15 protein-coding genes are annotated in these 19,793 nt (G+C 64.3%); 9 read left to right on the top strand and 6 right to left on the bottom strand.

Translation table 11 applies throughout. The features are described from left to right. Positions 1 to 2 precede the first annotated feature (2 nt). The 5 genes from M2395_RS18040 (at position 3) to M2395_RS18020 (ending at position 8,225) form a co-directional block, all read left to right on the top strand. On the top strand, positions 3 to 1,421 hold the full coding sequence (locus M2395_RS18040) for a short-chain fatty acid transporter (protein ID WP_041119896.1): 1,419 nt from the start codon (positions 3 to 5) through the stop codon (positions 1,419 to 1,421). A 186-nt stretch (positions 1,422 to 1,607) separates the two neighbouring features. Then, positions 1,608 to 3,311 (top strand): acid phosphatase, encoded by a 1,704-nt coding sequence (locus M2395_RS18035; protein WP_015637036.1) that lies wholly within the window; start codon positions 1,608 to 1,610, stop codon positions 3,309 to 3,311. 192 nt (positions 3,312 to 3,503) lie between these two features. After that, positions 3,504 to 5,201, top strand: coding sequence for a molecular chaperone HscC (locus M2395_RS18030; protein ID WP_123431439.1), 1,698 nt, complete (start codon positions 3,504 to 3,506; stop codon positions 5,199 to 5,201). A gap of 11 nt (positions 5,202 to 5,212) precedes the next feature. Next, positions 5,213 to 6,934 (top strand): J domain-containing protein, encoded by a 1,722-nt coding sequence (locus M2395_RS18025; protein ID WP_123431440.1) that lies wholly within the window; start codon positions 5,213 to 5,215, stop codon positions 6,932 to 6,934. A 118-nt stretch (positions 6,935 to 7,052) separates the two neighbouring features. After that, complete coding sequence (locus M2395_RS18020; protein ID WP_123431441.1) at positions 7,053 to 8,225, top strand: hypothetical protein; 1,173 nt, start codon at positions 7,053 to 7,055, stop codon at positions 8,223 to 8,225. A 113-nt stretch (positions 8,226 to 8,338) separates the two neighbouring features. Here M2395_RS18020 and can read toward each other — a convergent pair whose 3' ends face one another. Then, complete coding sequence (can, locus tag M2395_RS18015; RefSeq protein ID WP_011063477.1) at positions 8,339 to 8,983, bottom strand: carbonate dehydratase; 645 nt, start codon at positions 8,981 to 8,983, stop codon at positions 8,339 to 8,341. A gap of 155 nt (positions 8,984 to 9,138) precedes the next feature. On the opposite strand from can, the gene M2395_RS18010 reads away from it, so the two are divergent. Further along, positions 9,139 to 9,471, top strand: a complete 333-nt coding sequence (locus M2395_RS18010) for a hypothetical protein (protein WP_011063478.1) — start codon at positions 9,139 to 9,141, stop codon at positions 9,469 to 9,471. A 138-nt stretch (positions 9,472 to 9,609) separates the two neighbouring features. Here M2395_RS18010 and rimI read toward each other — a convergent pair whose 3' ends face one another. Continuing rightward, a complete protein-coding gene (rimI, locus tag M2395_RS18005) occupies positions 9,610 to 10,062 on the bottom strand; it encodes a ribosomal protein S18-alanine N-acetyltransferase (RefSeq protein WP_011063479.1) in 453 nt (150 codons plus the stop codon). Then, positions 10,059 to 10,859 (bottom strand): hypothetical protein, encoded by an 801-nt coding sequence (locus M2395_RS18000; protein ID WP_015637039.1) that lies wholly within the window; start codon positions 10,857 to 10,859, stop codon positions 10,059 to 10,061. The genes rimI and M2395_RS18000 overlap by 4 nt, the downstream gene beginning before the upstream one ends. A 179-nt stretch (positions 10,860 to 11,038) precedes the next feature. Between M2395_RS18000 and mksB the strand changes: the two genes are divergently transcribed. From mksB to mksF, 3 genes are read left to right on the top strand one after another with little or no spacing between them, the layout of a single operon-like run. Further along, positions 11,039 to 12,316, top strand: a complete 1,278-nt coding sequence (gene mksB / locus M2395_RS17995; protein WP_041120711.1) for an Mks condensin complex protein MksB — start codon at positions 11,039 to 11,041, stop codon at positions 12,314 to 12,316. Next, on the top strand, positions 12,306 to 13,013 hold the full coding sequence (mksE, locus tag M2395_RS17990; RefSeq protein WP_123431443.1) for an Mks condensin complex protein MksE: 708 nt from the start codon (positions 12,306 to 12,308) through the stop codon (positions 13,011 to 13,013). The genes mksB and mksE overlap by 11 nt, the downstream gene beginning before the upstream one ends. Then, entirely contained in the window at positions 13,010 to 15,853 is a 2,844-nt protein-coding gene (mksF, locus tag M2395_RS17985; protein ID WP_123431444.1) for an Mks condensin complex protein MksF, read from the top strand. Before mksE ends, mksF begins: the two co-directional genes overlap by 4 nt. Before the next feature lie 155 nt (positions 15,854 to 16,008). Here the strand turns inward: mksF and M2395_RS17980 are convergent, their stop codons facing one another. The 3 genes from M2395_RS17980 to M2395_RS17970 are packed head-to-tail and all read right to left on the bottom strand — an operon-like array spanning position 16,009 to position 19,574. After that, positions 16,009 to 18,312 (bottom strand): PqiB family protein, encoded by a 2,304-nt coding sequence (locus M2395_RS17980; RefSeq protein ID WP_123431445.1) that lies wholly within the window; start codon positions 18,310 to 18,312, stop codon positions 16,009 to 16,011. After that, complete coding sequence (locus tag M2395_RS17975) at positions 18,305 to 18,928, bottom strand: paraquat-inducible protein A (protein ID WP_015637044.1); 624 nt, start codon at positions 18,926 to 18,928, stop codon at positions 18,305 to 18,307. The genes M2395_RS17980 and M2395_RS17975 overlap by 8 nt, the downstream gene beginning before the upstream one ends. After that, complete coding sequence (locus tag M2395_RS17970) at positions 18,915 to 19,574, bottom strand: paraquat-inducible protein A (RefSeq protein WP_123431446.1); 660 nt, start codon at positions 19,572 to 19,574, stop codon at positions 18,915 to 18,917. Before M2395_RS17970 ends, M2395_RS17975 begins: the two co-directional genes overlap by 14 nt. Positions 19,575 to 19,793 lie beyond the last annotated feature (219 nt).

The following is a 19,793-nucleotide window of genomic DNA, read 5'->3' as shown; positions in this document are numbered from 1 at the left end:
ACGTGGCCGCTGATATTCAAGATAGCCGCTCCGCCCGCTTTGCCCTGCGCTGCTCGAACTGGGCCGAACGCTGGTTTCCCGACTCCTGGGTGTTCGCCGCGCTGGCGGTGATCATCGTTGCCCTGGGCACACTGGCCATGGGCGCCAAGCCCACCGATGCCGCCATGGCGTTTGGCGACGGCTTCTGGAGCCTGATCCCCTTCACCATGCAGATGGCCTTCGTGGTCATTGGCGGCTATGTGGTAGCCAGCTCGCCGCCGGCGGTGAAGCTGATCGACAAGCTGGCGCGCATTCCCAGGAACGGCCGCTCGGCGGTGGCCTGGGTGGCGCTGATTTCCATGGTCGCCTCCCTGCTCAACTGGGGCCTGTCCCTGGTGTTCGGTGGCCTGCTGGTGCGGGCCCTGGCCCGGCGTACCGAACTGCGCATGGACTACCGCGCCGCCGGCGCTGCCGCCTACCTGGGCCTGGGCGCGGTCTGGGCCCTGGGGCTGTCGTCTTCGGCGGCGCAGTTGCAGGCCAACCCCGGCAGCCTGCCACCGTCGATCCTGGCCATCACCGGGGTCATTCCCTTCACCCAGACCATCTTTCTCTGGCAATCCGGCGTCCTGCTGCTGGCCCTGGTGGTGGTCTCGCTGATCGTCGCCTACGCCACGGCGCCCGGCCCCGGCAGCGCCCGGGATGCCCAGGCCTGCGGGGTCGACCCGAGCTTCAGCATGCCCAAGCCGCAACCCCGGACCCGCCCTGGCGAATGGCTGGAATACAGCCCGCTGCTGACCCTTCTCCTGGCGCTGCTGGCGGCCGGCTGGCTGTATCACGAGTTCGCCACCAAACCGGCGATCACCGCGATCTCCGGGCTCAACACCTACAACTTCCTGTTCCTGATGGCCGGTGCCCTGCTGCACTGGCGCCCGCGCAGCTTCCTCGATGCCGTGGCCCGGGCAGTGCCCACCACCACCGGGGTGCTGATCCAGTTCCCGCTGTACGGTTCGATCGCCGCGCTGATGACCGTGGTCAAGGGCGTGGATGGCCAGACCCTGGCCCACCACATCTCGACCTTCTTCGTGCAGATCGCTTCCCACGACACCTACGCGCTGCTGATGGGGCTGTACTCGGCGGTGCTGGGTTTCTTCATTCCTTCGGGCGGCGGCAAGTGGATCATCGAGGCGCCCTACGTGATGCAGGTGGCCAATGACCTGCAGTACCACCTGGGCTGGGCGGTACAGATCTACAACGCCGCCGAGGCCCTGCCGAACCTGATCAACCCCTTCTACATGCTGCCGCTGCTGGGGGTGCTGGGCTTGAAGGCCCGGGACCTGATCGGCTTCTCCTTTGTCCAGTTGCTGGTGCATGCGCCCCTGGTGCTGGTGCTGCTCTGGGCCCTGGGGACCACCCTGTCCTACCTGCCGCCGGTCATTCCCTGACAGAGCCACAGGCCCGCTGCACAGCGGGCCTGTGGATAACGGCCCGTCGGCCCAATCGCAGATTTATCCAGGGCCCAGACAGCCAGGCCGTGCCGCATTCCTGTAGCCTTTGCGTCATATTCGGTTGTTAACGTGCGACCGAAATACTTTGTAACGAATCCTCAGAGAGCCGAGCAAGGAGCCGACATGAGCGACGATACCGACCTGCGCGACACCCCCGAATCCGCCACCGACCAGCCTGCCGATACCAGCCGCCGCCGCTTCCTAGGCGGCGTTGCGGTTCTGGGGGTCGGCGCCACCCTGAGCGCCTGCGGCCAGCCCGGCGAGCCAGGAGGCAAACCGCCGGTGGAACGCCCCTTGTCCCCGGCCGAACTGGACAAGGCGCTGCAGGAGCAGGTGAAGAACGTAGTGGTACTGTTCGCCGAGAACCGCAGCTTCAACAACCTGTTCGCCAACTTTCCCGGGGTGGAGAAACCGCTCTCGGCCCTCAAGCCCGAAGACTTCCAGCAGCGCGACCGCGACGGCAACCTGTTGCAGAAACTGCCGCCGATCTGGGGTGGCATTCTCCAGGTGGGCCCGCAGACCCTGGACGGCATCACCTACCCGGTGGAAACCCAGTTCCAGGAAAACCTGCCCAATGCCCCCTTCGCCCTCAAGGGGCCCAGTGGCGAGGACCTGCCCCTGGGCCTGGTGACCCGCGACCTGTGGCACGTGTTCTACCAGAACCAGATGCAGATCAACGGCGGCAAGAACGACAGCTTCGTGGCCTGGGCCGACTCCGGCGCCCTGACCATGGGCCACTACGCCCAGACCCGCTACTCCCTGCGCCTGTGGGACGTGGCTCGGGAGTTCGTGCTCTGCGACAACTTCTTCCAGGGGGCATTCGGTGGCTCGTTCCTCAACCACCAGTACCTGATCAGCGCCAAGGTGCCGTTCTACCCCGATGCTGCCAACTCGGTGGCCAAGTCGCAGATCGCCACCCTGCAGGGCGACGACCCCAAGGGCACCCGCCTCAAGCCCCTGGACAAGTCCCCGGCCAGTGCCATGGACGGCGCTCCGCAGTTCGGTCCCAGCGCCCTGACCCCGGACGGTTACGCGGTCAATACCATGGCCCCGCCCTACTGGCCGACCTGGATCCGCGACCCGGAGCGCCCGGACTACGCCAAGCCGGACCTGCCCAGCGTGCTGGTGCCTCAAACCCACGAACACATCGGCGACAAGCTGTCGAAAAAGAACGTCGACTGGGCCTGGTACGGCGGCGCCTGGCAGGCGACCCTGGAGCAGTTCAAGGATTCCGGCGGGATTCCCAAGATCCCCAACTTCCAGTACCACCACCAACCCTTCAACTACTTCGTGCGCCAGGGCCCGGAAAACCCCGCCGAACGGGCCAAGCGCCTGCGCGACGGCGGCCTGGGCGATGAGTCGAGCACCAACAAGTTCTTCGCCGATGCCGAGGCCGGCAAGCTGCCGGCAGTGACCTTCTACAAGCCCCAGGGCAACCTCAACCTGCACGCCGGCTATGCCGATGTGGCCGCCGGCGACCGGCATATCGACCGGGCATTGAAAGTGCTGCGGGAAAGCCCGCAGTGGAAAAACATGGTGGTGATCGTCACCGTTGACGAAAACGGCGGCTGGTGGGACCACGTGGCGCCGCCCCAGGGCGACCGCTGGGGCCCGGGCACGCGGATTCCGGCCCTGGTGGTATCGCCGTTCGCCCGCAAGGGCACGGTGGACCACACGGTCTACGACACCGCCTCGATCCTGCGGCTGATCACCCGGGTGTTCCAGCTGGAAACCCTGGACGGCATCAAGGAACGTGACCAGGCCATGATCGCCCGGGGCCAGAAGCCCATGGGCGACCTGACCAACGCCCTGCACTTCACGGCCTGACCCCGGCCGGACCCGCAACGGGCCCACCTGCCACCGCAGAACCGAAACCCAAGCCCGGCTTCGGTTCTGCGGCACCGGCACAAATGATAGCCATATAACATCACCCACTTTACCCATCCACCCGGCGGGTAATATCCTGCGCGCCACCTATTTGTTTCATCTGTTTTCCGATTGGAAAGGGAGTTCGTCGTCATGATCGTAGGTATCGACCTGGGGACCACCAACAGCCTGGTCGCGGTCTGGCGCGAAACCGCCAGCGAGCTGGTGCCCAATGCCCTGGGCGAACTGCTGACCCCCAGCGTGGTGGGCCTGGACGACGAAGGCCGGATCCTGGTGGGGCAAGCCGCCAGGGAGCGCCTGCACACGCACCCGCAGCTCACCACGGCGCTGTTCAAGCGCTACATGGGCAGCGCCACCGAAGTGCGCCTGGGGGAACGGACCTACCGCCCCGAAGAACTCTCGGCCCTGGTGCTCAAGAGCCTCAAGGAAGACGTTGAGCGGGCCTATGGCGAACCGGTGGAGGAAGCGGTGATCAGCGTGCCAGCCTACTTCAGCGATGCCCAGCGCAAGGCCACGCGGATTGCCGGCGAACTGGCCGGGCTCAAGGTGGAAAAACTGATCAACGAACCCACCGCCGCAGCCCTGGCCTACGGCCTGCACCAGCGTGACCGGGAAACCTCGTTCCTGGTCTTCGACCTCGGTGGCGGCACCTTCGACGTGTCGATCCTGGAGCTGTTCGACGGGGTCATGGAAGTCCGCGCCAGCGCCGGCGACAACTTCCTCGGCGGCGAGGACTTCGACAACCTGCTGCTGGAACACTTCCTCGAACAGCAGGCCCAGGCCGCGGGCTTTCCCGAACGCCAGAGCGTGCTCCAGGCACTGCGCCGGGAAGCCGAGCGCGTGCGCCGCGCCCTCGGCCAGGAGCCCAGTGCCGAATTCAGCCTGCGGGTCGATGGCCGGCAATGGACACAGACCATCACCCAGGCGCAACTGGCCAGCCTCTATGCGCCGCTGCTGGAACGCCTGCGGGCGCCCATCGAACGCGCCCTGCGCGATGCACGGATCCGCGTCAGCGACCTGGATGAAATCCTCCTGGTGGGCGGCGCCACCCGCATGCCCCTGGTGCGCAAGCTGGCGGCCGGGCTGTTCGGGCGCTTTCCCTCCATCAGCCTCGATCCCGACCAGGTGGTGGCCCAGGGCGCGGCGGTCCAGGCGGCCCTCAAGGCACGCTCGGCGGCCCTGGAAGAAGTGGTGCTGACCGACGTCTGCTCCTACTCCCTGGGGATCGAGACCTCCCAGCAATACGGCAACCAGATCGAGAGCGGGCACTACCTGCCGATCATCGAGCGCAACAGCGTGGTGCCGGTAAGCCGGGTCAAGACCGTGCAGACCCTGCATGACAACCAGGAGCAGGTGCTGCTGAAGATCTTCCAGGGCGAAAGCCGCCTGGTACGCGACAACGTCGCCCTGGGCCAGCTGGAAATGCGCGTGCCCAAGCGCCCCGCCGGCGAAGTCTCGTTGGACGTGCGCTTCACCTACGACATCAACGGCCTGCTGGAAGCCCAGGTGAGCATCCCGCTGACCGGGGAAAGCCATTCCCTGGTGATCGAAAACAACCCCGGCGTGCTGACTCCGGAAGAAATCCAGGAGCGCCTCAAGGCCCTGGCGCAATTGAAGATTCACCCCCGCGACCAGCAGGTCAACACGCTGCTCAGCGCCCGACTGGAACGCCTGTATCAGGAGAGCCTGGGGGAGTTGCGCGAACAGATCGGCTATTGGGCCGGGCAATTCCAGCAAGTGCTGGAAACCCAGGACGAGCGCAAGATCCGCGAAGTGCGCAGCCAGCTCAGTGAACAGCTGCAACACCTGGAAAACGGCCACTGGCACTGAGGAGCGGCAACATGGATTGCTGGTCCCTGCTGGAGTTGCCCGAGGACGCCGACGAACGCAGCATCAAGCGCAGCTATGCCCGGCAGTTGAAGATCACCCGTCCGGACGAGGATGCCGAAGGCTTCCAGCGCCTGCGTGAAGCCTATGAGCGGGCGCTGCAACTGGCCCGCTGGCGGGAAGAGATCGCGGATGAAGTCGCGGTGATCCAGACCGCCTCCACTAAGGCACCGCCCCCGGACAACCTGCAGGCCTGGTCGGGCCTGATAGAGATGGACGTGGCCGCCCCGCGGCCAACGCCGAGGGGCCCTTCCCAGGCCCAGCAATGGGCCAGCCTGCTTGAAGACGTCCCGCTGTCCGTCGAACCGCTGGCGGACTGGGTCCCGCCCGCCCCGCAGGATCCCGCCCCCCTACCCGCTCCAGCCACTAGCGCATTGCCGCTGCTCAAGGGGCTGGGCGTCGAGAACCTGCCAGAGCGCTGGCAACAGGCTCGGCAGCAGGGCTGCGAGGACGATTTCCTGCAGCGCCTGCTGGTGGCGTGCTGCGCCCACCCCGAGCAATACGCCGCGATCATCGGCTGGGCCGCCGAGCATCTGGACTGGCTGACACCCTGGCAACAACCGCCCATGGAGGCCTGGCAAGAGGCATTCCTGGTCAAGACGCTGTTGCAGGAATACCGCCGGACGCTGGAAGCGTTGCTGCAAGCCGGCCAGGAGCGGGCCTTCCTCGAACGCCTGACGAGCTACTGCGCACAACCCTGGCTGCGGATCTTCGATCATCGCCAGAACTGGCAGCATGAAATGCTGCAGTTGCTGCAGCAGCAAGCCTGGCAGGTACCCTTGTTCGATCGGGTATGCCAGTTGTTCGGCTGGGACGAAAGCCGTGGCAACACCCCTGAACCGGCGTGGCTCTGGCAGTCGCTGATCGAGCGCTGCCAGCAGGAGGCCTTCTATCAGAAGCTGCTGGCCAACGCCGGGGAACCCGGCGAAGCGACGCCGGACGTTGCCGCGGCTCACCTGCTGCTGAACCCCATGCCCCGACGTCGCCAGGTCGCCCTGACCCGGCACTTCGAAGACGAACATTGGCAGGCCTGCATGGAGCTGTCGCAGACCCTGGCCTCGCGTTTCCCGGCGCTGCTGGAGCGGCTGCCTCGCAGCGATGTGTTTTTCTGGCAGAACCTGATGCCGCGTCCGCAGGGTGTGGACAGCTGGATCAGGTCAGGGGTCGCCATGGGGTTGGCCCTGAGCCTGTACTTCATGAACAAGCCCCAACACAGCAAAGAACTTGCAGTGATGATGGGGCTGTTCTGTGGGGGTGTCCTGGCGATTTTCGGGCTGATCCTGCTCAACACCTGGGCCCCTGCGATCGCCCGCCTGCTGGCCATCGACCTGTGGTTGAGCGAGCGCCTGGTGCCCAAGCGCCTGAATCCGCACCAGCACTGGCTGGTGCTGCGCCACGGGGTGCCGCAAGCGGTCATGCTGGGCCTGTTCGGCTATTGGCTGGGGGCCCTGGGGATACTGGCCTACCTGGGCTTTGTGCTGATCGGCCTGCTGCATTCGCGGCGCATCGGTCAGCCGGACCCGGATTTCTGTGCCCGCAGCCCCTGGCTGGGCGCCTTGCACTGGAATCACTTCAGCCCCTGGCAGCCGATCTATCTGGTCGTCATGATCGTGGTCATCCGGGTCTGTCAGCTCCATGCCCCGGGGTTTCCCTGGACGCGCCTCATGCCTGGTTGAACCCTGCGCAGCCGGGGCAATGGATATTTTTTCACTCCCGGCTGTTTCTCCGCTCGGTGCTGTTTCAGTATGTCCTGGCCCCCCCTTCGAAGGGGTTCACGCTGAAAAGGATCTGAGCATGTTCAAATTCGCAGGAATGACCCTGGCGCTGACCGCTGCTGCCCTGAGCGCGACGACACAGGCCGATGTCGAAGTCGATCTGGGCAGCCCCCAGCGCGTCACCCAACTCTTCGCCTACCCCAACAACTGCAACGTGATCTGCTATCGCAACTGGACCCTGGAGGAGACGGTGGCTCACTACCTGACCCAGAGCGTGCAGCGTGACGGCTACAGCGCTGCAAAAGTCAGTGTCAAGACCACCGGCGACAAGGTCCTGGCCTCCATCAGCGGTGTGCCGGACGGCTACGACAAGCCCCTGAGTGCCCTGTTGGATGCCGGCGACCTGGCCTACAAGGGCGCCAGCCAGCTCAATGCCGATGGCAAATGGGCCTACAGCTGGTACCTGTTCCTGCCCCTGGGCATGGCCCTGGAAAACCGCAAGAGCGTCGAACTGCTGCACTTCCCGCCGGACTATTCATTGACCCAGGCCCAGGACTATCTGGAGTCGGCCACCACCGACCGCTGGGCAACCCTGTTGACGGCCAACGGCATCGCCGCCGAGCAGACCCCGGCCTACCAGACCATCGTCGACATCGCGCCGATTGCCGCGCCATCGAGTGCCGGCAAGGACCTGGAGGGAGTCTACAGCTACTTCAACAGCTACCAGACCAGCATGGTCAGGCAGGTCAGCCAGAGCACCAGCGGCGCGGCCCTGCCGATGGTGGCCTTCGGCGCACCGGTGCGCAATTGGCTCAAGCAGCAGTACGGGGTCACGGTGAATGTGCTGGGCCTGGCACAGATCAGCCCCAGCGAGGGGGTCAAGGTGCCGGTGCTGGGCTCCAACCACCCGAGCTATATCTGGTACGCGGCAGACCCGGCGAACTACGACGATGACCAGGCCAAGGCCGATGCCGCGGGGTTGAAAGTGATGGGCCAGGACCTGAGCGCGGCCTGCTGGCAGGCCGGCATGGGCAGCAAGCCGGGGACGGACCCGAGCACCCTGCTCGGCAGTTGCACCCAGACCTGGCAGGTGACGCAGAAAGTGCAGACCTGCGAGCTGTTCTACACCTCGGTGCGCAAGCTGAGCGAGCAGCAAGCCGCGGCCAAATGCACCAGTGCACCGGTCAAGACCCAGCTCAACCAGCTCAAGGCCCCGGCACCGGCGCCAAGCACCGAGGTACCGCACCTCTGAGCCGGCCGCTCAACCTGTAGCCGCTGCCGCAGGCTGCGATCGACCCGCAGGGTCGCGGTGCTCTGACAGAGCCCGCAAGCCTGCGCCCTATCGCCGCCTGCGGCCAGCGACGATCAGACCGCGCCCACCGGACGCAGCCGATACTGCGGCGGCAACTGCTCGAAGCCGCTGATGGTGGCGTTCAGGCTCTTCCAGCGACCGTCCTTGATGCCGTAGATGCAACCGTGGATCGACAGGCTCTGCCCGCGATGCCAGGCGTTCTGCACGATGCTGGTATGGCCGACGTTGGCCACCTGCTGGATCACGTTCAGCTCGCACAGACGGTCGACCCGCTCTTCTTCCGTGGGCAACTGCCCCAGCGCTTCACGGTGCTCGTAGTACAGGTCGCGGATCGAACGCAGCCAGCCGTCGATCAGGCCCAGCTGGCGATCCTGCATAGAGGCGCGCACGCCGCCACAGCCGTAGTGGCCGGTAACCAGGATGTGCTTGACCTTGAGTACATCCACCGCGTACTGGATCACCGACAGGCAATTGAGGTCGGTGTGCAGTACCACGTTGGCCACGTTGCGGTGCACGAACAGATCGCCCGGCAGCATGCCGACGATCTCGTTGGCCGGCACCCGCGCGTCCGAACAGCCGATCCACAGGTATTCCGGGGTCTGCTGGCGAGCCAGTTTGGAGAAGAAGTCCGGATCTTCCTGCTTGATCGCTTCGGCCCAACGCTCGTTGTTATCAATCAGATCTTGTAGTTCGTTCATGCTGTGAAGCCTCAAGAATGATGCGCTGCTTTGACAGACGGCCGCCCGTCGAGGTCACGCCTATTGCTACAGATACCGGCCATCCCTTGCGGGGGAATCTTCAGGGGCATGCAAGGGTCCACCCTTTATCTAGTCCCGAAGTATGAGTAATCGCCATGAACGAATCACGACGCCCCTACAACGCCCCCCAGCCCGAACCCATCGACGACGATCAGGACCGCATGGGCTCCATGGAGGAGCTGCATTTCGATGACGACGAACCCGCCGCCCGCGCCAGCAACCGCGTCACGGACGACGGTGCAAGCGATGATGACCTGAGCCCGGAAACCCTGATCCGCGAAGACGGTGCCCGCTCCGCCCATGAGGCCGGTGCCGACAAACCGGCCGACTGGGACCTGAGTATTGTCGAAGAAGAGAACATTGGTGGCGGCAATGGCCTGGATGAAGCCGAACTGGCCCGCCGCGACCCGCTGGACGGCAAGCCCTGAGCCCTGCACCGCATTCAATGACGCGCTCTCCCGCAGGAGCCGGCTTGCCGGCGAAGAGGCCCTCAAGCCGTGCATCGCCCCGAATGGCGCCTTCGCTGGCAAGCCAGATCCTACAGCGGCCCGCGTGCGGTTAAAGGCTCAGTCGACCAGCGTGCAGGCCATGACCAGGGCGTCTTCGCGACCACCTACCGCCGGATAGTAGTCGCGGCGGCGCCCCACTTCATTGAAGCCATAACGCTCGTATAACCGATAGGCGGTCTGGTTGCTGGAGCGCACTTCCAGGAAACACTCCCGGGCGTCCTTCTGGTAGGCGCGCTTCATCAGCTCTTCCAGCAACCGCAGGCCCAGGCCGCGGCCCTGGCTTTCCGGCTTGACGGTGATGTTCAGCAGATGCGCTTCGTCGATGATCACCTGGATCACCCCGTGGCCCACTTGCTGGCTGCCTTCGAACATCAGCCAGACCTCGTAGGACTTGAAGGCATCCATGAAAATGCCCCGGGTCCAGGGGTGGCTGAACGCCGCATATTCGATTTTCAGGATGCTATCCAGGTCCGCTTCGGTGGCCAGGCGGAAGGTCAACGCGTCACTCATTGGTCATTTTGCTCATCAGTGCTTTTCCAGCGCGTCATCAAGCGACGCATGGCTTGCCAGACATCAGCCTTACGCTGTGGCTCTTCCATCAATAGTTCCAGGCCAGGCAGGGCCCAGGCCGAACCCAGGCCTTCGACCTGGAGCTCGCGGTTGTAGGATTCGGCATTCGCCTCGCCGGCAAACCGCACCGCCGGCAGGCCGATCAGCCACAGGCAGACACAGGGTTCCTGCTCGATCCGCACGCCGACAAAGGCCTGGACGAAATCCCGCGCAGCCTCGGGGCCCTGGTCCAGGTTGCCCCGGGTCAGCATCGGCCAGCGCACCGGCTCGGCGAGGATCTGCGGGCTGTCCGGCAGGCCGGCGGCGCGCAGCATGTCCTTGAGCAACAGGTAGGCCGGGTCGCGGCTCTGGAAGGCTTCGCCTGTGGGTAACTCCACCAGCAGCAGGCAACGGCCGGCCCGCAGCAACTGCAAGGCAAAACGCGGCGGCGGTACCACCGGGGCCTTGACCACCGGGGCCGGGGCCTCTTCGCCCTCGGTCGGCGCCTTGCTGGCTGGGCGCGCAGGGGCGGTGGAGGGGCGCGGCACCTCGATCTTCGGCCGTTCGACGTTCCTTGCCGCCGGCGCCGCGGGGGCCTTGGCCTCGACCACAGGGGCAGGCGGCGCCTCCACCTCCGGTTCCGGCAGGGCCAGCAACTCGGGGCGCGAAGGGGCGGCAAAGGGCAATTCGCTGCGCGGCAGCCAACTGACCACCTGCATGGCGGACAGATAAGCGCGACGACGGGACTCGATAAGCAAAGGTCGGCCACTTGTGGATAACTGAGGAGGGGGATTCTACCGTCCTTCGCCGAAGATCGCCCGCAGTTGATTGCGCACAAAAGCGACTGTCCGTCTCATACCTGGACCTGGGGGTGAATCGTCAGCCCCCTGATGCAGTACAATCGCCGCTTTTCATTGCCAACCAGCCGGCCATTCCGATGATCGAACCCAAGCGCGTCTTGCGCGCCCTCGCCGAACACTGGGCACTTCTGGAGCCGCTGTGCGAGCACTTCGACCAAGGCACCCTGAGTCTTGCCGAACTGCGTTCACAGCTGTCTGCCCAACAACTGGACAGCACGCCCCAGGACATCACCCACCTGCTGGACGTATGGATACGCCTGGACATCCTGGTCCCGGTGGCGAAAAGCCCGAACCGTTTCGAGCTCAATGCGCAGATCCACGACTTCCTCGCCTACCTGCGCCGTGAGCACCGCCTGGGCCTGTGCCTGGAGATCGAAGCCTACCTGCGCCACCTCGAGCGCCTGGCCGGTTACATCCAGGACGCCTTCGACGTGCGCGACGGCAACGACCTGGCCCGTCAGCTGCGGCTGCTGGACATGCGCGTGCGCGATGTCCTGAAGAAGCTCGCCAACGACGAACAGGCCCTGGTCGCGGTGGCCGAGCGCGCCAAGACCAGCGACCGGCAGATCCCCCTGCGCCAGCGCTATGCCGAGGTGCTGGCCACCTGGGACGAATACGTTGAACCGATGATCCAGCTGGTGAACGCCGACGGCGCCTTCGAACAGGGCGTGCGCAAGGTGGAGAACGTCCTGCTGCGCATGCTCACCGAACAGCAGCGCCTGGGCCACCTGGTGGACGACGACATGCTGTTGCGCACCCACGCGCGGATCCTGGAAATGCAGACCAGCGCCCAGTTGACCCTGCGCCATGCCCGGGAACTGCTGCTGCCGCTGCGTGAGGAGGCGCGCCGTCATAACGCCGTGACCCGCGGCGCGGCCCTGGCCCTGTCGGCCATCCGCCGCAAGGGCATCGACGCCGTGCCCCAGGCCGCCATGCCGATGTTCACCCGTCCGCAAAGCACCTTCCTCGGCAGCTCCGGCCAGGTGGAAGCCTATGTCTACGCCCTGGCCCGCTTCGAACCCAAGCCCGCGCGCTTCCCCAAGGCCCACAAGACCCACAAGGGCGTGGCCCCCAAGGCGCCGCGCACCGTCCGCGAGATGCTCGAGCGCTGCGAAGACGCCCTGCCGATGCCGGACCTGATGAGCTGGCTGCTGGACCAGGAGCCCGATGGCGCCACCGACGAACTGCTGTACTGGTTCTCGCGCCTGTCCCGGGAAAAACGCTTCAAGCGCGAGCGCCTCGAACGCCGCGACTACCACACCCAGGAGCACCAGGTCAGCCTGCGCTCCTTCGCCCTGCTCTCGGCCCGCGATGACGCCGCCGAGCATTCTGCGAGCAACGCCAATGCATCTTGATCTTTCCGAACTGTCCCAGCTGGCGCCGATCTTCCGCGAGCTGTTCAAGGGTTACCACGTCAGCCGCCGCGACCCGGAGCTGTACGCCCAACTGTCGAATTTCCAGGACCAGTACCGCACCCTGTTCAAGGCCCTGGGCTTCGAGCTGGTGTGCGATACCCGCGGCTTCTACTACTTCGTGCCGGACAACGCCGCCGCCCAGGTGAACAAGACCGCCCAACGCCTGGCGCTGTTCACCTTCATCCTGGTGGAGCACCTGGCCGACCAGGGCCGCGACCCGATCGCCGTGCTCGACGGCGGCAGCCTGGGCCGCGACGAACTGCCGTCGCTGCTGGAAAAATACCGCGACCTGTTCATCCAGGCCGAAGTGCAGACCCAGGAAGAGCTGGAAGAGAAGATCATGCGCCGCATGACCCAGCTGGGTTTTGCCGCCGAGGAGCCGGGGATCTATCGCTTCCTGCCGCCGATGCACCGCTTCCTCGATGTCTGCCTGTCGGTGCAACAGGACCGCGACCTGGCCGCCAGCCTGCACAGCGTGCTGCCGTTGCCGACCCCGGTGCTGGTGGACAACGACAGCGACGAGAAACTGCTGCAGACCGATGACCCGCTGGACCTGAGCGAATTCGACGAGTCCGAAGAAAGTGAAGAAGACGCGCTGGCCCGAGCCGTCGCCGAAGAACAGGAGCTCGACGCATGAGCAAGGAACGCTACGGCATCCGCCGCTTTGCCCTACTGAACACCGCCGGCTACAGCCTCGGCCTGTTCCCCCTGGAAGAGCCGCTGTCGGTCTACGGGGCCAACAACCTGGGCAAGTCGGCGTCGATCAACGCCCTGCAATTCCCGATTCTGGCGCGCATGTCGGACATGAGCTTCGGCAAGTACAGCCTGGAGCAATCCCGGCGCTTCTACTTCGCTTCCGACACCAGCTACATCCTGGTGGAGGTCTCGCTACCCCACGGCCCCCATGTGATCGGCGTGGTCGGGCGCGGCCCGGGCGGCGGTTTCGGCCACCAGTTCTTCGCCTACGCCGGCCAGCTGGACCTGGCGCATTACCAGAAGGACGACACCTGCCTACGGCAGAAAGAGCTGTTCACCAACCTGGAGCGCCAGGGCCTCAAGGCCTATGAGCTCAAGCCCGATGAACTGCGGCGCCTGCTGGTGGGCGGCCACACCTCGATCCCCCTGGACCTGACCCTGATCCCGCTGCGCTCCACCAGCGAGCAGAGCCTGAAGACCTTCCGCGCGTTGTTCATCAACCTGCTGCACATGCGCGAAATCACCGCGGCCAAGCTCAAGCAGCTGTTCCTCGACGCCTTCGAGCACAGCCTGCGCTCCGGCAGCGTCGACTACATCGCCGCGTGCGACGAAGCTTTCCGCGACGTACGACGCATGGAGCAGGACTACAACTCCCTGGTGGCCGCCGGCCCCCTGGTGGAGGCCCTGGCCAACGGCGTGAAGCAGCGGGACATTCTGCGGGGCAAACTGCATCGCCTGTCACCGTTGCTGGACTCGCTGCTGGGCACCTGGTCGGACTACGCCGGCGCCCGCAAGGAAGAGCTGACCATCCAGGCCGAGCACTACCGCAACGAGCAGGACGCGCTGCAAAACGACCAACGCAGCAGCACCCAGGAAATGATGCGCCTGGAACGGGAAATCACCGGCACCCAGCGCTGGCTCGGCGAACTGTCGGTGCTCAAGCACCGCTTCGCCCTGGTGGATGACGTCAAGGTCCTGGAACAGCAACTGCTGGCGGCCAAGGATGCCCACGATGAACTGGCCGGCGCCCTGGCCCAGTCGCGGCAGTTCTCCGCCGAAGACCTGGAAGAGCGCCTGCGGGACCTGGAAAAACGTCTGAAGTCGGTCAAGCAGCAACTCGATCACGCTGACAACAACAGCTATGCCCGCCTGCGCGAGGAGTTCTCCCAGCAGGACGTGGAGCGCCTGATGCGCCTGTTCAACAGCGCGCTGTTCAGCCTGCCCCTGGGCGAGCACGGCATCGCCCTGGACGACAACGGCGAGTGGGTGAAGTCGGTGCAGCTGATCCTCGATGGCTTCAAGGGCGAGCGTTTCGAAGTGCCGGGGCTGTCCATCGACATCTCCCACATCGAGCCGCCAGCCCTGCAGGCCCTGGCTGACCGCGCCGCCCTGCGGGATCAGAAAGAGCGCCTGGAAAAAGAGCTCAAGCAGCTCAAGACCCAAGCTGCCGTGGCTGCAGACCGCGCCGCGAGCAAGACCCAGACCGAAGCCCTGTACCAGCAGGTACTGGATGCGCAGAAGGCCCTGGAAGACTTCCGCCGTGCCCAGACCCTGAGCGCCGAGGAAGGCGAGAAGCTGGAGCAGCTGGCACAGATGGAGGCCGCCCAGGACGAACTCAAGCGCTCCAGTGACGCCTTCACCGAACGCGTCCAGCAACTGTCGGCCAAGCTGCAACTGGTGGGCCGGCAGATTGCCGACATGGAAGCCAAGCAGCGCACCCTCGACGACGCCCTGCGTCGCCGTCAGTTGCTGCCGGCGGACCTGCCGTTCGGCACGCCGTTCATGGACCCGGTGGACGACTCCATGGACAACCTGCTGCCATTGCTCAACGACTACCAGGACAGCTGGCAGGGCTTGCAGCGGGTCGACGGGCAGATCGAGGCGCTGTATGCCCAGGTGCGCCTCAAGGGCGTGGCCAAGTTCGACAGTGAGGATGACGTAGAGCGGCGCCTGCAGCTGCTGATCAACGCCTATGCCCACCGCACCGACGAAGCCCTGACCCTGGGCAAGGCGCGCCGCGCCGCGGTCACCGATATCGCCCGGACCCTGCGCAATATCCGCAGCGACTACGACAGCCTGGAACACCAACTGGCGCTGTTCAACCGCGAGATCAACAAGCGCCAGGTGTCCAACCTGCAGAGCTTCCGCATCGTCCTGGCGCCGAACAAGGAAGCCCTCAAGCACATCGACCAGATCATCCACAGCGCCGGGCAATACGAAGAAGGCGAGACCCTGTCGGTGTTCGACCTGAGCCAGAGCGCCGAGCAGGACAACAAGAACGAAGAAGCCAAGGAGTACCTGGCGCGGCTGGTGGCGGCCAACCACAACCAGCTGGGCCTCAAGGACCTGTTCGAACTGGCGTTCGAGATCACCAAGGTCAACGGCCAGCCGGTCATCCACACCGACATCGATGGCGCGGCGTCCAACGGCACCACCATGACCATCAAGGCGCTGACCAACATGTACCTGTTGCTGCACTTGATGGACCGCGACCAGGCCGGGCGCATCCGCCTGCCTTACTACCTCGACGAGGCGGCGGACATCGACGAGCGCAACCAGGCGGCGCTGCTGGAAACCAGCCTGCAATTGGGCTTCGTGCCAATCCTGGCCAGTGTGAAGCCCCAGGTTTCGGCCCAGGTGGCCATCGACCTGGAAGGTGGCAGCGGACCGAACGGCATCTACATCGACGAGGCCGACTGGAAGTTCATCCGTCGTCACGATCAGGTCAAGGCCGTGCTGAACGCAGAGCCGGAAGCAGAAGCGGAGCTGGACGAAGTCTGATTTCGTAACGCTGCAACGAAAAAGGCCGCGCTCTTCCGAGCGCGGCCTTTTTTATGGGAAAGCTGCTGTAGGAGCTGGCTTGCCAGCGAAGGCGTCCTCTGGCGCGACGCAGGGCTGAGGGCCTCTTCGCCGGCAAGCCGGCTCCTACAAGAAGGTTATTTGCCCAGGGGGATCTTCGGTGCCCAGGTCAGCCATTCCTCTTCGAACTTGTCGAACAACGGGAAGGTCTGCTGAGGCCGCGCCGGGTTGCCCATGCGCTCGCCATCCGGCGTCGCGAAGGCAATCCCCCCCTGGATCAGGGTCTCCAGGGATTCGGTACGCACCGTCGCCCCTTTGAACAGGCCGAAGTCGACACCAAATCCACTGCTGTTCCAGAAGCGCGTACCACTGCGAACCAGCGGTGCGTACTTGGGTTCGATGAGGATGTGGATCAGTACCCGATCGGCCGTCTGGCCCAGCTCGTAACCGGTCACCTTGCCCACCGCCACTTCGCGGTAGGTTACCGGCACTCCGACTTTCAGCGAGCCACGCCGAGCAGCGCTCAACACCAGGCTCAGGCCGGCTTCCTGAACGCTGGCTTCCGGCGGTTGCGGCAAGGCGACAAAACTGGTCTGCACGCCCTGGCTCTTCGTCGCAGGCTGGACCTCGATGTATTGGCCGGTGACCAGGGTTTCCAGGTTCGAGGTCTTCATCAGGCCCAACTCCGGCTTGACCACCCAGAACTGGCTGCCGACCCGGGCGATGCGCTCGGGCACTTCAGTGATCCGCGCCTTGAGCATGACCGATTGCATGTCGGCGCTGAGGGTCACTTCTTCCAGCTTGCCCACGTCCAGGCCCTTGAAACGTACAGGCGTGCCGGCCCGCAAGCCGTCGGCGCGATCAACCTTGATGCTCACCAGGGTGCCGCGCTGCGCCGCCTCCTCCTGGTTGGCGAACAGGCGGAAACGTGGAATGCGCTTTTTCAGCGGCACGTTGGGCAGCGGGGTCTCGAAGGCGATGCCACCCGCCATCAGGCTTTGCAGCGACTCGCTCTTGATCTGGATACCACCGCTCAGGCCCCCGGTCAGGGTGATGCCACTGACGTTCCAGAAGCGCGTCGAACCGTTGACCAGGCCTTCATATTCCTTCTCGATGTGGACGCCGATCACCAGTTGCTTGCGGGTGTGGGAGAACTGGTAGCTCTGCACCGACCCGACCTTGACCTGTTTATAGAGAATCGGGCTGCCGACATCCAGGGACCCCAGGTTGTCGGTGAACAGCACCATGTGCAGGCCGGGGGCACGCAGGTCCAGCGGCGGGGCCTTGGCCCGGGCCTCGAACTCGCGCTGGGGCGCGGCGCCCTTGTCGCCGGGACGGATAGCGATGTAGTTACCCTTGACCAGGGCCTCAAGACCGGTGATGCCGGCCAGGGAGATCGAAGGCTTGACGGTCCAGAACTGGGTGCCCTGGACCAGGTAATCCTCGGCCAGGGGATCGAGAGTCAGCTCGGCGGTGGCGCTGCTCAGGTCGGAGTCGACCTTCAGGGCCTTCAGGCTACCCACCTGGATGCCCTTGTACATCACCGGGGTGCGCCCGGCCTGCAGGCCTTCGAAATCGGTGAGCTTGACCTTGACCCGGATCCCGGCCTGGGCGGCGTCGAAGTCCTCATACAGACGGAACGGCAGGCTTGGGTCGGTGGGCGGGCTGTCCTTGCGATTCTCCGGCGTGGCAAAGGCGATCCCCCCGGCGACGATGCTGGACAGGGACTCGCTGCGTACTTTTACCCCGGACAGGTTGGCGTCGATGCTGATGCCGCTGGCGTTCCAGAAACGTGTGTGTTTGCGCACCAGATTGGCATAGGTGGGCTCGATATAGACCTTGAGCTCTACCGTGTTCTGGTCTTCGGAGAGCAGGAAGCTCTTGATCTGGCCAACATGGATCTGCTTGTAGAACACCGGGCTGCCACGGTTCAGCGACCCCAGGCGCTCGGCCTTGATGGTCAGGTGCAGGCCCGGTTTGGCATCAGATAAAGGAGGCTCTTCGGCCAGGGCCTTGAACTTGCGACTCGGCTCGCCATCCCCGGGGCTGACGGCGATGTAGTTACCCGAGACCAGGGTTTCCAGGCCGGTGATCCCGGCCAGGCTGACACTGGGTTTGACCAGCCAGAAGCGGGTGTTGGTCTTCAGGTACTGCTCGACGTCCTTGTTCATCTCGACTGTGGCAATCACTCCCTTGGAGTTGCCCTCATCGTCCAGAGCCAGGGTTTTGACCTTACCTACGGGCATGCCCTTGTAGACCACCTCAGTCTTGTTGGCCTGAATCCCCTCGCCGCTTTCAAAGCGCAACTGGATCTCGATACCGGTCTGGCTGTAGGCACGCCAGCCCAGCCAGCCGCCGATGATCAGGGCAATCAGGGGCAATACCCAGATAGCCGACCAGTTGGAGGCCGGGCGGGTTTTGGCGGTAGGCAAATCACTCATGGTCGTCGTCCGACTCCGTGTTATCCCAGATCAGTCGGGGATCGAAAGTTACTGCAGCCAGCATGGTCAGAATCACCACGCTGGCAAAGGCGACCGCACCGAGATTGGCCTCGATGCTGGCCAGCCGGCCAAAGTTGACCACCGCCACCAGGATGGCGATGACAAAGATATCCAGCATCGACCAGCGGCCGATGAACTCGATAAAGCGGTACATGATGATCCGCTGTCGGGCCGAGAGCGGCTGGTGACGCTGCACCGAAAACAACAACAGGGCAATACCCACCAGCTTGAAGGTGGGCACCAGGATACTGGCGACGAACACCACCGCAGCGATGGGAAACATGCCGTGCTGCACCAGCTGGATGACCCCGGACATGATGGTGCTGGGGTCACCCTGGCCCAGGGAACTGACGGTCATGATCGGCAGCACGTTGGCCGGGATGTAGAGGATCGCGGCGGTGAGCAGCAACGCCCAGGTGCGCAGTATGCTATTGGGGCGACGAGGATGAACCATGGCCCCGCAGCGAGTGCAGGTCTGCTCTTCGCTGTCAGCCTCCTGCCGATTCAACTCGTGGCATTCAGTACAGATCAGAATGCCTGCCTCAATCGCCCGCATGTATGTCCTCTCCCGATAACGCTTGCCAGATCTGGTGAGGCGACATCACCACCTCCAGCCAGACCTGCACCAACAACAGACTGATAAAACACACCAAGCCCAGGCCCACGGTAATGGATGCCATGTCGGCCAACTTGACGATGGCCACCAGCACCCCCATCAGGTAGACCTCGAGCATGCCCCAGTCGCGCAGATGGTGATAAATGCGATAGAGCAGCAGGCCGTAACTGCGGCCGATGTCCCAACGAATACTCAGCAGGACTAAAAGCTGGCAAATCAACTTGAGCAGGGGAATGCCCATGCTGCACAGGAACACCACCACCGCCACGCCTTCCATCCCGGTGTCGAACAGCCCCTGCACACCGCTCCAGACCGTGTCCTCGGAAGACTGTCCCAGTAGATTGAGCTGCATGATGGGTAGAAAGTTCGCCGGCACATATAGCAACAAGGCCGCGATCACCAGGGCCAGGCTGCGTTCGACCACATTCTGTCGGTGCGCGTAGAGCTCATAGCCACAACGCGGGCACTGGGCTTTCTCACCGAGGGCGAGCTTGGGCTTGCGCATCAGCAAGTCGCATTCATGGCAGGCAACCAGGTCGTCCAGTGGTAATTCTGACAACCCGGGGGCGTCAACCGGATCTGGCATAGAAGGCTCTGGGAGTGGAGAAAGTAACGGTTATTCTAGTGTTCCAATCCGAAAATAACTGTGCAAATTTGTTTGCGAATAAGAGCAAATTTTTCGCGCGCAAAAACAAAACCCCAACTGCATATGCAGTTGGGGTTTCGGAATTTAATCTTGACGATGACCTACTCTCACATGGGGAAACCCCACACTACCATCGGCGATGCATCGTTTCACTTCTGA

It is taken from the genome of Pseudomonas sp. BIGb0176, assembly GCF_024810175.1.
GTDB lineage: Bacteria > Pseudomonadota > Gammaproteobacteria > Pseudomonadales > Pseudomonadaceae > Aquipseudomonas > Aquipseudomonas protegens.
The sequence above is the reverse complement of the archived record's forward strand: the minus strand, read 5'-3'. Positions and strand labels throughout refer to the sequence as shown.